13 protein-coding genes and 8 tRNA genes are annotated in these 13,071 nt (G+C 30.0%); 19 read left to right on the plus strand and 2 right to left on the minus strand.

What is annotated here, in order from left to right:
• The first annotated feature begins 5 nt into the window (after positions 1 to 5).
• The 8 genes from RH95_RS07405 to RH95_RS07440 all read left to right on the plus strand — a co-directional run bounded on the left by RH95_RS07405 (position 6) and on the right by RH95_RS07440 (position 776).
• A tRNA-Glu gene (locus RH95_RS07405) sits at positions 6 to 80 on the plus strand.
• A gap of 4 nt (positions 81 to 84) precedes the next feature.
• Positions 85 to 160, plus strand: a tRNA-Val gene (locus tag RH95_RS07410).
• 6 nt (positions 161 to 166) lie between these two features.
• Positions 167 to 243, plus strand: a tRNA-Asp gene (locus RH95_RS07415).
• Positions 244 to 280: 37 nt separating this feature from the next.
• A tRNA-Thr gene (locus RH95_RS07420) sits at positions 281 to 356 on the plus strand.
• A 23-nt stretch (positions 357 to 379) separates the two neighbouring features.
• Positions 380 to 465, plus strand: a tRNA-Tyr gene (locus RH95_RS07425).
• Between the two features lie 23 nt (positions 466 to 488).
• A tRNA-Gly gene (locus RH95_RS07430) sits at positions 489 to 563 on the plus strand.
• Positions 564 to 570: 7 nt separating this feature from the next.
• A tRNA-Arg gene (locus tag RH95_RS07435) sits at positions 571 to 647 on the plus strand.
• Positions 648 to 689: 42 nt separating this feature from the next.
• Positions 690 to 776, plus strand: a tRNA-Leu gene (locus RH95_RS07440).
• Between the two features lie 40 nt (positions 777 to 816).
• Here the strand turns inward: RH95_RS07440 and RH95_RS07445 are convergent.
• Positions 817 to 1,728: a ribonuclease H-like domain-containing protein gene (locus tag RH95_RS07445; RefSeq protein ID WP_010247424.1), complete on the minus strand. Its 912-nt coding sequence runs from the start codon at positions 1,726 to 1,728 to the stop codon at positions 817 to 819.
• A gap of 121 nt (positions 1,729 to 1,849) precedes the next feature.
• On the opposite strand from RH95_RS07445, the gene RH95_RS07450 reads away from it, so the two are divergent.
• The 4 genes from RH95_RS07450 to RH95_RS09890 are packed head-to-tail and all read left to right on the plus strand — an operon-like array spanning position 1,850 to position 5,563.
• Positions 1,850 to 2,995, plus strand: coding sequence for a cysteine desulfurase family protein (locus RH95_RS07450; RefSeq protein WP_010247427.1), 1,146 nt, complete (start codon positions 1,850 to 1,852; stop codon positions 2,993 to 2,995).
• An 8-nt stretch (positions 2,996 to 3,003) separates the two neighbouring features.
• Complete coding sequence (gene thiI / locus RH95_RS07455; RefSeq protein WP_010247430.1) at positions 3,004 to 4,191, plus strand: tRNA uracil 4-sulfurtransferase ThiI; 1,188 nt, start codon at positions 3,004 to 3,006, stop codon at positions 4,189 to 4,191.
• Complete coding sequence (locus tag RH95_RS07460) at positions 4,175 to 4,744, plus strand: LemA family protein (protein WP_010247434.1); 570 nt, start codon at positions 4,175 to 4,177, stop codon at positions 4,742 to 4,744. Before thiI ends, RH95_RS07460 begins: the two co-directional genes overlap by 17 nt.
• Before the next feature lie 9 nt (positions 4,745 to 4,753).
• Entirely contained in the window at positions 4,754 to 5,563 is an 810-nt protein-coding gene (locus RH95_RS09890; RefSeq protein ID WP_010247437.1) for a TPM domain-containing protein, read from the plus strand.
• 1 nt (position 5,564) lies between these two features.
• Here the strand turns inward: RH95_RS09890 and RH95_RS07470 are convergent, their stop codons facing one another.
• Entirely contained in the window at positions 5,565 to 6,266 is a 702-nt protein-coding gene (locus RH95_RS07470) for a heparan-alpha-glucosaminide N-acetyltransferase (RefSeq protein ID WP_010247440.1), read from the minus strand.
• A gap of 200 nt (positions 6,267 to 6,466) precedes the next feature.
• Here RH95_RS07470 and RH95_RS07475 point away from each other — a divergent pair, with 200 nt between their 5' ends.
• The 7 genes from RH95_RS07475 (at position 6,467) to RH95_RS07505 (ending at position 13,055) form a co-directional block, all read left to right on the plus strand.
• Positions 6,467 to 7,006 carry a type II toxin-antitoxin system RelB family anti-toxin gene (locus RH95_RS07475; protein WP_010247443.1) on the plus strand — a complete coding sequence of 180 codons (540 nt, stop codon included), beginning with the start codon at positions 6,467 to 6,469 and terminating at the stop codon, positions 7,004 to 7,006.
• Between the two features lie 10 nt (positions 7,007 to 7,016).
• Positions 7,017 to 8,051, plus strand: coding sequence for an ABC transporter ATP-binding protein (locus RH95_RS07480; RefSeq protein ID WP_010247446.1), 1,035 nt, complete (start codon positions 7,017 to 7,019; stop codon positions 8,049 to 8,051).
• Positions 8,048 to 8,884 (plus strand): ABC transporter permease, encoded by an 837-nt coding sequence (locus RH95_RS07485; RefSeq protein WP_010247449.1) that lies wholly within the window; start codon positions 8,048 to 8,050, stop codon positions 8,882 to 8,884. The genes RH95_RS07480 and RH95_RS07485 overlap by 4 nt, the downstream gene beginning before the upstream one ends.
• The gene (locus RH95_RS07490) at positions 8,881 to 9,666 is read left to right on the plus strand and encodes an ABC transporter permease (RefSeq protein WP_010247452.1); all 786 of its coding nucleotides are present in this window, start codon (positions 8,881 to 8,883) and stop codon (positions 9,664 to 9,666) included. The genes RH95_RS07485 and RH95_RS07490 overlap by 4 nt, the downstream gene beginning before the upstream one ends.
• Positions 9,663 to 10,706: an ABC transporter substrate-binding protein gene (locus RH95_RS07495; protein WP_010247454.1), complete on the plus strand. Its 1,044-nt coding sequence runs from the start codon at positions 9,663 to 9,665 to the stop codon at positions 10,704 to 10,706. The genes RH95_RS07490 and RH95_RS07495 overlap by 4 nt, the downstream gene beginning before the upstream one ends.
• 83 nt (positions 10,707 to 10,789) lie before the next feature.
• Entirely contained in the window at positions 10,790 to 11,818 is a 1,029-nt protein-coding gene (locus RH95_RS07500) for a hypothetical protein (RefSeq protein WP_010247457.1), read from the plus strand.
• 139 nt (positions 11,819 to 11,957) lie between these two features.
• Positions 11,958 to 13,055 carry a BMP family lipoprotein gene (locus tag RH95_RS07505; RefSeq protein WP_010247459.1) on the plus strand — a complete coding sequence of 366 codons (1,098 nt, stop codon included), beginning with the start codon at positions 11,958 to 11,960 and terminating at the stop codon, positions 13,053 to 13,055.
• Positions 13,056 to 13,071: the final 16 nt, after the last annotated feature.

The raw sequence follows: 13,071 nt of genomic DNA on the forward strand, positions 1-13,071 counted from the left end.
TATAAGGCCCTGTGGTCAAGCGGTTAAGACACCACCCTTTCACGGTGGTATCCCGAGTTCGATTCTCGGCAGGGTCACCAGAATGGACGCATAGCTCAGTTGGGAGAGCATCTGCCTTACAAGCAGGAGGTCATAGGTTCGAGCCCTATTGTGTCCACCAAGAAATGGCCTGGTAGTTCAGTTGGTTAGAATGCCAGCCTGTCACGCTGGAGGTCGTCGGTTCGAACCCGATCCAGGTCGCCAATAAAAATTAGTAAGTATAAAAAATGCAACTAATTAAGCTGGTGTAGCTCAATTGGTAGAGCAACTGACTTGTAATCAGTAGGTTAGGGGTTCAAGTCCTCCCACCAGCTCCAATAAAACTTATGGGAAATCACATGGAGGAGTTCCCGAGTTGGCCAAAGGGGACGGACTGTAAATCCGTTAGCTTAGCTTTCAGTGGTTCAAATCCACTCTCCTCCACCAAATAACTTAATAAAATTATTTATGCGGATGTGGCTCAGTGGTAGAGCATCGCCTTGCCAAGGCGAGGGTCGCGAGTTCGAATCTCGTCATCCGCTCCATTTTTTTGTATCCTTAGCTCAGCTGGATAGAGCGTCTGGCTACGGACCAGAAGGTCGGGGGTTCGAATCCTCTAGGATACGCCAAGAAAAACTTGTAATGTTGAATTACAAGCTTTTTTGTTTTATGCAGAAGTGCTGGAATAGGCAGACAGGCATGTTTGAGGGGCATGTGCGAAGAATCGCGTGAGGGTTCAAGTCCCTCTTTCTGCACCAGATAAAAGAACTTAGATTTTTAGATTTCTAAGTTCTTTTTTTATAAGTTTTTAAGTTCAAATTCTAGAATTTTTTGAATTAAATATTTTTCGTTTTCAAATAAATGATTTTTATAATAGAGTATTAAAATCTGTGATGGGCTTTCTATTTTGCTTGCATTTTCAAGTATAAAGGGAAAGTCTTTTTTTAATGTATAGAAGCATTTATTTTTGTTGTCATAAAGAGCGTCTTCTGTGTTTATTTTTATATTAAAAATTTTGTCTATGTTTAGTGTGTATAGATTATTTGTTGAGAAATATTTTTTGTCGTAATTTGTTACTCCTTGTATTTCTAGTGTATTTTCTATCAAATTCATTTTTTTTATTAAAAATTTACAATCGAAAACTTTTAAGGATAAATTTTTTTCTAATTCAGAATTTATTTTTGAATCTAATAAAATTAAATTTTTTAAATTTGATATATTGTAATCAACTATTTTTAATAGTGATGTTTCCTTTCCTTCAACAAAATTTTTAAAAAGATTTTTTATTTTTATGCCTTTATAATTATTTTCTTCTATACTTTCTTTTAAGAAATAATCCAATAGACTTTTATTTGAATGAGAACTAAGATTAAATAAATAATTATATTTTTTTGAAACTTCTTGCAAGTCAATGAATTGGGTATTTATTTCTCTGTCGAAATAAAATTTTGATTTTGAATTTAAAAAGGGGAGGTCAAAATTTTTGCCACTGAAGGTCACAATTTCTTTATTTTCAAGTGAAGGAATAATATATTCTAATAATTTTTCTTCATCCTTTAGATTTTCTATATAAAAATTTTTTAATTCTTTACTATCTTTTTCAATTATTCCAATTGTTATTATAGTATCTTTTTCTTTTGAAAGTCCTGATGTTTCTATTTTCAAATAGTTTTTTGAAACTTTAGGGATTTTTGTCTTTAATACTTTCATAAATATCACCTTTATAAGTATATCATTTAAAAAAGATTAAAATTATTAGAAATACGAAAAATATAGTATAATGAATTAGAAAGTTTTTAAATTATTTTTATAGATATAAAAAGGAAGATATATGATTTACTTAGACAATTGTGCAACGACTAAACCTGATAAGGAAGTTGTTAAAGTTATGATGAAGGCTTTAACTGATGATTTTGCAAATCCTTCATCTCTTCATAGTTTTGGACTTAAAGTTGAAAAAGAAATTGACATTGCAAGAAAGAGTGCGGCAGACCTTATTGGTGCAAATGCTGATGAAATTTATTTTACATCTGGTGGTACAGAGAGCAACAATATTGCTGTACATGGTGCAATTTTGAAAAATAAAAGAATGGGAAAAAAGATAATTACGTCAAAGATAGAACACGCTTCTATTTACGACCAATTTAAACATTATAGAGATCTTGGATACGATGTGTGTTATCTTGATGTAGATGAATTTGGAAGAGTTGATATTGACAAGTTTAAAAGGGAATTAAATGATGACACTATTTTAGTTTCTTTAATTTATGTTCATAATGAACTTGGAACTATAAATAACGTCAAGGAAATTTTTGAAATTGTGAAATCTAAAAATAAAAATATTTTATGTCATGTTGATGGAGTTCAAGCTGTTGGGAAAATTCCTGTCAATGTAAGGGATTTAGGATGTGATACTCTTTCTTTTTCTTCACACAAAATTTATGGTCCAAAGGGAATGGGTGCTCTTTACAAAAAGCGTGATTTAAACATAGAAAGTCTTGTAATTGGTGGAGGGCAAGAGAAAGGTCTTAGATCTGGGACAGAAAATGTACCGGGTATATTGGGATTTGGAAAGGCTTGTGAACTTACTAATAGAGATTTGGAAAAAAGACTTGTTCATGCAAAAGAAATCAAAAAATATCTTTTAGAAAGACTTGATAAAAATTTAGATGATTATAAAATAAATACGCCTGAAAATTCTACAAATTTTATAATTTCTCTTTCTATTTTAGATATAAGAGCAGAAGTTCTCTTACATTATCTTGAGGGGGATGATATTTATATTTCTACGGCTTCTGCTTGTACATCAAATGGTACGCACAAGTCAAATACATTAGAGAAAATTGGTCTTTCTGATAAATATTCTGAGGGAACTATTAGAATTTGTACTTCTAAGGATACTACAAGGGAAGATATTGATATTTTTGTAGAAAAGCTTGTGAAATATGTAAATGAGATTAGAAAAATAATGAGATAGGTGATAGAATGAAGAAAGTTATGGCACTCTCACTTGGAGAGCTGGTCTTAAAAGGGAAAAATAGATACAAATTTGTAAATAAACTTGTAAAAGATATTAAGAGAAATTTAAGAGGAATTGATCATGGAAAAATTTTTCACAATATGGGCAAGGTATATGTTGAAGTTGTAAGTGACAATGAAGAAAAACTTATAAATAGATTAAAACATGTTTTTGGAATAGTTTATATTGCACCTTGTTATGTTGTAGAAACTGATTGGGAAAAAATAGAAGAAGCTGTTATAAAAGTTGTGGAGGAAACCTTAAAGGAAAATCCAAATTTTAAAACTTTTAAGGTAAAAACTACTAGAGGCGACAAATCTTTTCCACTTAATTCTATGGAAATTAGTGCCAAAATTGGTGGAATGGTGTTAAAGAACTTTGATGTAAAAGTTGATGTTCATGATCCTGATTTTTATGTTTACTGTGACTTAAAAAAGGATACTTATATCTATGTAGACAAAATTAAGGCTCATGGTGGTCTTCCTACTGGCACAAATGGGAGAGGATTACTTCTTTTATCTGGAGGAATTGATTCTCCAGTTGCAGGTTTTTTAATGGCAAAAAGAGGAGTTCTTGTGGATTGTTTGCATTTTCATTCTTATCCTTTTACATCTGAAAGGGCAGAAGAAAAAGTGAAAAAACTTGCAGAGGATATATCTAGCTTTTCTGATGACCTAACTTTCTATTCTGTAAATATTTTGGATATTCAAAAGGAAATAAACAAAAACTGTCCTGAAGATGAGATGACAATTATTTCACGAAGATTTATGATGAGAATTGCAGATGAAATTGCAAAAGACAATTATTATGACTGTATTATAACAGGAGAAAATCTTGGGCAAGTTGCATCACAAACTATTGATGGTTTGAAAGTAACTGATAATATTACTGATAAGATTGTGTTTAGACCTTTAATTGGTATGGATAAAATTAATATCATTGATATTGCAAAGGATATTGATACTTATGAAACTTCAATTCTTCCTTATGAGGATTGTTGTACAGTATTTTTGCCGAAGCATCCTTTGTTAACTCCTACTGTTGAAGGTATAGAAAAATCAGAAGAGCCACTTCAATGTGATAAACTTGTGGAAGAAGCTATAAGTAAAATGAGCATTACAAAAATAGGAGGAAGCGATGAAAAGAAAAAATAAAGGAGCTGCTGGCATAGCAATTATTGCTATTGTTGTTGTTCTTGTAATATTTTTTGGAGGACAGTGGAATAATTTAGTTAAACTTGATGAAGATGTTAACAGTGCTTGGGCACAAGTTGAAAACCAAGTAAAAAGACGTGCCGATTTAATACCTAATATAGTTGAAACTGTAAAAGGATATGCAAGTCATGAAAAAGAAACTTTTACAGAAATAACAAAGGCTCGTGCTGGAGTTTCTGAGGCAAAAAATCCAAAAGAACTTGCTGAAGCAAATGATGAGTTGACAGAAGCTATTCAAAAGCTCAATGTTGTTGTGGAAAATTATCCAGAATTAAAGGCAAATCAAAACTTTTTAGATTTGCAAGCTCAACTTGAAGGCACAGAAAATAGAATTGCAACTGAAAGAATGAGATATAATAAAACAGTAGAAACTTACAATCAAAAAGTGAGAAGATTTCCAACAAATATAATTGCAAAAATTTTGGGATTCGAAAAGAGAGATTATTTTGAAGTTTCAGAAAAAGACAAAGAGGTACCAGAAGTTAAATTTTAGGAGATAAATATGAAAAAGAGAATTGCCTGTATATTTTTTGTATTTACTCTCATCTTAAATGTTTATGCAGCCTTTGATAAAAATAATATGTCTTACAATGTCTATGATGAAACTAATACACTTAGTCAAGAAACAATAGATTATTTAAATAAGACTACCTATGATCTTAAAAAGAAAACAGGTGGAGAGATTGCTGTTGTTATTGTAAATAATTTGGAAGATTTATCTTTGGAAGAATATGCCACAAAGATTTTTAATGATATAAAAATTGGAGATAAGGATAAGGACAATGGAGTCTTAATATTAATTGCACTCTTAGATGACGAAAATAGATTTGTTAAAATTGAGCCAGGTTATGGTGCGGAAGGCTTTATACCAGATGCTTATGCTTCAAGAATTATAAGGACAATGGGCAAAGTTGTATCAGAAAATGAAGATGATAAACCTTTTGAAAAGTCAACTTTAGAAGGATATGCTCAGATAATAAAATTATATGAGAAGGAATATAATGTAGACATTGTGGCAAGAGAGCCACAAGAAAAAATTGATTATTCTAAGGATTATGATGAAGACCCTTTTGCTTCAATTGTAAGAATTATTATAATTATTTTTATAATTTCATTAATTTTTAGAAATTCCTCAGGAGGGTCTGGCAGAGGTGGTCCAGGAGGCAGAAGACGAAGACCAGTAATATATTGGGGACCTGGTACCTTTGGAGGTTTCGGCGGATCTGGTGGCTTTGGTGGTTCATCAGGTGGATTTGGTGGATTCGGCGGTGGAGGTTCGTCTGGTGGCGGAGGTGCTAGTGGACGAATCTAATTCAAAAGATGAGAGAAAAAGTTCCAATTAAAAAAATTTGATGTAAAGAATAAAGTAATAGAGAATGCCTTCCCATGATATTTACAATGTTGTGGGAGGCTTCTTTTTTTGTAAATTTTACAAAATTATAGAGAAAGTACCCTATGTAGAATAAAAAGATCCAAGGAATTATTGGGAAATAATCTCCAGAAGAAAAATTTTCATTTGGAAATCCAAAAATAAAAAGATTTAGGTCGTAAATAGATTTAGGGAGAACAATTTTTCCAAATAAAATATTTCTTTGATAAATATTTTTTGTAACTAAAAATAATAATGAATTAAAAATAAGTCCAAGTTTTGGATTTATTTTTTTTATGAAATTTTTTAATAAATTATGAATCAATGTAACAAGAGCAAAGAAATGAATTACTCCAAAATAAACAGTATTTTCTTTTGAAAAAATATAAGATCCAGTGGTTATTAAAAGAGAAATACTTGTTAAAATTAAAGTTTTCTTTTTAAAATTATTTGAGAAATTTGTGCAATATCCAGAAATTAAAATAAAGGATATGCAGATAAATTGTTGATAATAATAAAAATTATAGGAAAAATCAAACCCATAAAAATTTTCAAGATCAAATAAACTGTGAAAAATTATCATATTTATAATAGTGAAGCCACGCAAAAAGTCAATGGCATTGTATCTTTTCTCAATAATATTCATTTAACACCTCAAAGAGATTATAACATTATAAAAATTTTTAAGTAAATATTTTATTGGATTTATTAAAATTAGTTTTTTAAAAATATTTACATATAATTAATAAGATAAATACATTATACTATTGACATTAATATCTTTAACGCTTATACTCTAATGAGTTTAATAATTTAAGTAATTTATTTAATATTATAGGTGATATAGTGGACATTGGAAATAAGATAAAAGAGATGAGAATTGAAAAGGGTCTTACTCAAGAAGAACTGGCTGATAGGTCGGAACTCACAAAGGGATTTATTTCTCAAATTGAAAGAGATTTGACATCGCCATCTGTGGATTCTCTTTTGGATATTTTAGAGGCACTGGGAACAGAGCCCTCGCATTTTTTTAAAAGAAATGAAAATGAAAAAATAATTTTTAGAGATGAAGATTATTTTGAAAACATAAATGAAGAGTTTGGATATACTTTAGATTGGGTAGTGCCAAATGCACAAAAAAATGAAATTGAACCAATGCTTATAAAAATAAATCCTGGTGGCTCTTCTAAAGAAATTCAGCCTTATGAGGGAGAAGAATTTGGATATATTTTAAAGGGAAATATTGTTTTAGTAATGGGAAATGAAGAGCATAAAGTTAAAAAAGGAGAAACCTTTTATTTTAGGGCGAAAAGTTCTCATTATTTAAAAAATGAAGGTAAAAGTGTAGCAGAGGTTTTGTGGATATCATCTCCACCAAATTTTTAGGCGGTGAATTATGGAAAATTATGTAATTGAACTTAAAAATATTACCAAAAGTTTTGGTGACAATGTAATTTTAAAAAATTTTGATTTTAAGGTTAAAAAAAATGAATTTTTGACAATTTTGGGACCGAGCGGTTGTGGGAAAACCACAATTTTAAGGCTTATTGGTGGTTTTGAAGAGCCAGATGAAGGCGAGATTCTCTTCAATGGAGAAGATATTACAAATAAAGAACCTTATGAGAGAAAAATTAATACAGTTTTCCAAAAATACGCTCTTTTTCCTCATATGAATGTTTACAAAAATATTGCCTTTGGTCTTAATATAAAAAAAATGGAGAAAAATGTAATAAAAGAAAAAGTTAGTGAAGTTTTAAAACTTGTAAATTTAGAAGGTTTTGAAAATAGAGAAATTGAATCTTTATCAGGTGGACAACAACAAAGAATTGCCATTGCGAGAGCTCTTGTAAATGAACCAGAAGTACTTTTACTTGATGAACCACTTGGAGCACTTGATTTAAAATTAAGACAAGCTATGCAAATTGAGTTAAAGAAAATTCAAAAAAGTGTTGGTATAACTTTTATTTATGTTACTCATGATCAAGAAGAGGCACTTTCTATGAGCGATACTGTTGTTGTCTTAAATAATGGCGAAATTCAGCAAATGGACAGTCCTATTAATATTTACAACGAGCCAAAAAATGCTTTTGTTGCAGATTTTATTGGAGAGTCAAATATTATTAAGGCAAAAATGCTAGAAGATTATAAGGTAAGATTTTTGGATTATGATTTTCCTTGTGTCGACAGTGGTTTTAATAAAATGGAAAATGTTGAAGTTGTTGTAAGACCAGAAGATGTGCTTTTAGTTGATGATGGTTTCCAAGTTGGAGGGATTGTTACAAGTCTTGTATTTAAAGGCGTTCACTATGAAATGACTGTCGATGTAGATGGATACAGTATGCTTGTGCAGTCAACTGAAAAGAAAGAAGTTGGGGAAAAGATTGGAATAGTTATAAAGCCAGATCTTATTCACGTAATGAGGTTGATATGAAAAAATTTTCGCTTATATATTTATTTTGGGGAATAGTCTTCATTGTTCTCCCACTATTTTTAATACTTTTTCACTCATTAAGTGCAAATAGTGATTTGTCTAATTTCGTATTTACACTTGATAATTTTTCAAGATTTTTTGAACCACTTTATGTAAAAATTTTAATTACATCAATTGTTCTTGCGGCACTTTCAACTATTCTTTGCCTTATAATAGGATATCCTGTTGCATATATTATTTCAAAAATGAAAGATAAAGTTAGAAATAATATGATTTTAATTTTTATAATTCCAATGTGGATGAATTTTCTTCTTAGGACTTATGCATGGCTAACTCTTCTTGGTAACAAGGGGCTTATAAATAAATTTATCGCACATTTTGGGCTTGGACCATGGGATTTGATGTACAATTCAAAGGCAATTATGATAGGTATGGTTTATAACTTTTTGCCCTTTATGGTTCTTCCAATTTATACGGCACTTTTGAAAATGGATAAAAAATTAATTGAAGCTGCAAAAGACCTTGGGGCAAATGATTTTGGAGTTTTTGTAAAAGTTATTTTGCCTCTATCACTGCCGGGAATTTATACAGGGATAACAATGGTTTTTATACCAGCAATTTCTACTTTTGTTGTCCCAAACCTACTTGGAGGCAATAATTTTTATTTAATAGGAAATTTAATTGAAAAGCAGTTTACTTTTACAGGAGATTGGGGATTTGGGTCTGCGATTTCCATGGTTTTAATAATCATAATGCTTTTAATTTTATTGTTGCCAAAATTATTTAATAGAAAAATAAAAACTAGAGATGCAATTGGAGGAGGATTGTCTTGAAAAAAATAATTGATAAAATTTATTTGTTTTTAATATTTTTATTCTTGTATGCTCCTATAATAATACTTGTAGTATTTAGTTTTAATAATTCAAAACTAAGAGGTTCTTGGGCAGGATTTACTCTAAAATGGTATAGGAATTTATTTAGTGACCCAAAGATTTTATCATCACTTTGGACAACATTAATTGTGGCGATAATTGCAACTATAATATCAACTGTTGTGGGAACAATTTCTGCAATTGCAATAAATGAACTTCGTGGAGTTAAAAAAGACATTATATTAAATATAAATTATTTGCCAGTAATTAATCCTGATATAGTTACAGCAGTTGCATTGATGGGGCTATTTGGACTATTAAATATAAAAATGGGCTACACTACAATGATACTTTCACACATAGTATTTTGTATTCCCTATGTTATTTTGTCAATTCTTCCAAAGTTAAGTCAGCTTCAAAAAAATACAGTTGAAGCAGCACTTGACCTTGGAGCTACTCCTACTTATGCGATACTACATGTAGTGATACCACAAATTAAGCCAGCTATATTAATAGGCGCACTCATGGCTTTTACACTATCCATTGACGATTTTGTAATTTCTTTTTTCAATACAGGACAGGGAGTTTCAAATTTATCTATTACAATTTATTCAATGGCAAGAAAGGGAATAAATCCTGCGATAAATGCTGTTTCAACATTAATGTTAATTGCACTTTTAATTCTTCTTGTGATAATAAATAAGAGAAGTGAAAAAAATAGAAAACTTGAGGTGATTTTATGAAAAAAATAGTTTTAGTATTGTCTTTACTTATGGTTTTTACTTTGACAGCTTGTGGAAAAGAGGAACCTAAAGAAGAGATAAGCGTTTATAATTGGGGAGAGTACATAGACCCATCAATTTTGAAAGATTTTCAAAAGGAAACTGGGATAAAAGTAAATTATGATACTTATGCGTCAAATGAAGATTTGTATATAAAACTTACTCAATCACAAGACAAATACGATGTAGTAGTGCCAAGTGATTACATGATTGAAAGACTTATAAAAGAAGATTTGATAAGAGAAATTAATTTTGAAAATATAAAAAATTTTGATGGAGTAGAAGACAAATTAAAAAATCCTACATTTGATCCTGAAAATAAATATTCAGTTCCATATTTTTGGGGAACAGTTGGAATTGTCTACAACAAAGCTGAAGTTAAAGATAAGGTTGACTCCTGGGATATTTTGTGGGATAAAAAGTATAAAGATCAAATCATTATGTATAATTCACAAAGAGATACAATAGGAGTTGCACTTAAAAGACTTGGATATTCTCTTAACTCTACAAATGAGAAAGAATTAGAAGAAGCAAAAAAATCTTTAATAGAACAAAAACCACTTGTTTATGCTTATTTAGATGACGATGGACGTGATGTAATAGTGCAAGGAGATGCCAATTTATCTGTCATGTACTCAGGAGATGCACTACTTATGATGGATCAAAATGAAGATTTAGATTATGTAATTCCAAAAGAAGGATCAAATATTTGGTACGATTCTATGGTGATTCCAAAAAATGCAAAGAATGTTTCTGGAGCAGAAAAATTTATAGATTATATGTTAAGACCAGAAGTGCAAGCCAAAAATGCGGAGTATTGTGTCGGATATACTTCACCAGTTAAAGGTGTAAAAGAACTTTTACCTGATGAAATAAAAAATTCAAAGGTAGCTTATCCAGATATAGAAAAACTTCCACCACTAGAATCCTTTAGAGATCTTGGTGATTTTATAAAAGTTTATGATAGACTTTGGACAGAAATAAATGCTTCCAATCTTTAATATGCTAATAAATTTGTTTATTTTAAAACCTTCATGTGATATCATATAGTATAAGCGAAATGTTTTCATAATGGAGGTTTAAAATGAACGAGAGAATAAAAAAGCTTGTGATATTTGCAGTTTTCTTAGTAGTACTTATTTTAGCTTCTCTAACTGCTTTTTTTAGTAAGTCTCTTTTGTGGCCAAATTCAAATGTAAATAGAGAATTTGATGGAATTATATTTAATGATTCTGATGGTGTAGAAAATCTTCAAATTGCAAGATCTGTGTCAAATGATAGAGGAGAAAAACTTATAAAATATGATATAAAATTTAATTACACAGGTGAAGATTCAACTGCAAGAATAATGGGCACACCCGCGAGACAAATCTTTTTTAGAGAAGGAGCTACTTACAGGAAATCTAAAGTAAAATTAAAAGGGGACTTTGATAAAATAAATAAATCTCTTTTTGAAGAAAAATTAAAATTAAAAGTTAAAGATTTTTATAATAAGACAGAAAACAAAGAATTTTCTGCAGTAAGTGAAGTAAAAATGGATCTTTCAGAAAAAGTTGGGGAATATGAATTTCAAATTTATTATGATCCAAATCCACTTTATTTTTCAGGCGGTCAAAAAGTTGAAGATGCCTCAGTATTTGTAACTAATGCAAAAGTAGAAAATTGGACTGAAAGCACAAAAACTACTGACAGTGTAAAAGAGGCTTATACAAATTCAGGATATTATATAAACAAATTAGAACTTATAAATCAAAAATTAATAAATAAAATTTCACTTTTAAATACAATGAGTACAGTTGTATTTTTAATACTAACACTTGGTGTAATAGCTCTTATTTGGTTTGACAAGGGGAGTTTTCCAATTTATTTAGGTGCTTTATTTATAATGATTCCAACATTTTATAGATTTATAGACAAGGGAACTAGTAATTTAGGAATTTTAATAATGTATCCAATTTTGGGATGTATTGCATCAATTGCAGCTAGATTTATGTCATCTGAAGAAGAAAAAACTTTTGGAAAAAATGAGATGAAACAATCTATTGCTTTTTTGTTAATTTATTTTGTAATTTCAGTAGTATTATTTATGATACCTAGAGTCTTTGTAGGTTGATTTAAAATTGAATTTAATTAAGAAAAGCTCAACTATTTTGTTGAGTTTTTTTTACTTTTATACGAAAAAAATTTACTTAATTGAAATAAATATTGTAATAATATATAATTTAATTAAATAATAATAGGAGGATTTATTTATGAAGAAAAAATTTACTTTACTTTTTTCAGTGTTATTAATTTCAATAACACTTGTTGCTTGTGGAGGGGGAAACAAAAAAGATAATAATGCTACAAACGATACCAAAAAAGAAACTACTGAAGAAGCTAAAACAACAGATCTAAATATTGGATTTGTAACTGATGAAGGCGGAGTTAATGACCAATCCTTTAACCAAGGTGTTTGGGAAGGACTTCAAAAGGCAAAAAAAGAAATGGGAGTAAGTGCTGATTACATTGAATCAAAAGACACAAAAGATTATACTCCAAACCTAGAAACTTTTGCAGATCAAGAAAAGAATTTAATTATTGGTGCAGGATTTAAAATGGGTGGAGCAATTGCTGAAGCTGCAGCTATGTATCCTGAAACAAATTATGCAATAGTTGATGTTGATGTAACTGTCGATAAAGATGGAAACAAAGTAGAAGCACCATCTAATTTACTTGGAATAATGTTTAGATCACAAGAGCCATCTTTCTTAGTAGGATATATTGCTGGAATGACTACTGAAACTAACAAAGTTGGATTTGTTGGTGGACAAGAAGGAAATATTATTTGGGGATTTGAATATGGATATAAAGCTGGTGTTGACTATGCAGCGAAAGAAAAGGGAACTGAAATAGAAGTTTTAAGTCAATATGTTGGAAACTTTTCCGATGCACAAAAGGGCAAATCAATTACTTCAACAATGTATCAAAATGGTGCTGATGTAGTATTTCACGCAGCTGGTGGAGCAGGAGAAGGCGTAATAGAAGCTGCAAAAGAAGCTGATAAATGGGTAATTGGTGTTGACAGAGATCAAAGCGACAGAGCTCCTGAAAATGTATTGACATCTGCAATGAAAAATGGAGATGTTGCTGTTTACCAAGTAGTAGAAGAAATGAAAGAAGGAAAATTTGAAGGTGGAAAGACTATTGAATTTGGTCTTGCTGATAGTGGAGCAGTAGGTATTGCACCAACTTCAGATAAAAATGTTGCACCAGAAATCTTAAAAAATGTGGATGAAATTTCTAAAAAAATAGTTTCTGGTGAAATTAAAGTTCCTTACAATGAAGAAACTTACAACGAATATAAATAATAAATATTAAAGTCAT

It is taken from the genome of Peptoniphilus rhinitidis 1-13 (assembly GCF_000246925.1).
Classification (GTDB): Bacteria; Bacillota; Clostridia; order Tissierellales; family Peptoniphilaceae; genus Peptoniphilus_A; species Peptoniphilus_A lacydonensis.

What these genes read in the sequence shown, in the direction of transcription:
- RH95_RS07445 (WP_010247424.1), bottom strand. Translation starts at nt 1,728, where the DNA reads ATGAAAGTATTAAAGACAAAAATCCCTAAAGTTTCAAAAAACTATTTG.
- RH95_RS07450 (WP_010247427.1), top strand. Translation starts at nt 1,850, where the DNA reads ATGATTTACTTAGACAATTGTGCAACGACTAAACCTGATAAGGAAGTT.
- thiI (WP_010247430.1), top strand. Translation starts at nt 3,004, where the DNA reads ATGAAGAAAGTTATGGCACTCTCACTTGGAGAGCTGGTCTTAAAAGGG.
- RH95_RS07460 (WP_010247434.1), top strand. Translation starts at nt 4,175, where the DNA reads ATGAAAAGAAAAAATAAAGGAGCTGCTGGCATAGCAATTATTGCTATT.
- RH95_RS09890 (WP_010247437.1), top strand. Translation starts at nt 4,754, where the DNA reads ATGAAAAAGAGAATTGCCTGTATATTTTTTGTATTTACTCTCATCTTA.
- RH95_RS07470 (WP_010247440.1), bottom strand. Translation starts at nt 6,266, where the DNA reads ATGAATATTATTGAGAAAAGATACAATGCCATTGACTTTTTGCGTGGC.
- RH95_RS07480 (WP_010247446.1), top strand. Translation starts at nt 7,017, where the DNA reads ATGGAAAATTATGTAATTGAACTTAAAAATATTACCAAAAGTTTTGGT.
- RH95_RS07485 (WP_010247449.1), top strand. Translation starts at nt 8,048, where the DNA reads ATGAAAAAATTTTCGCTTATATATTTATTTTGGGGAATAGTCTTCATT.
- RH95_RS07495 (WP_010247454.1), top strand. Translation starts at nt 9,663, where the DNA reads ATGAAAAAAATAGTTTTAGTATTGTCTTTACTTATGGTTTTTACTTTG.
- RH95_RS07500 (WP_010247457.1), top strand. Translation starts at nt 10,790, where the DNA reads ATGAACGAGAGAATAAAAAAGCTTGTGATATTTGCAGTTTTCTTAGTA.
- RH95_RS07505 (WP_010247459.1), top strand. Translation starts at nt 11,958, where the DNA reads ATGAAGAAAAAATTTACTTTACTTTTTTCAGTGTTATTAATTTCAATA.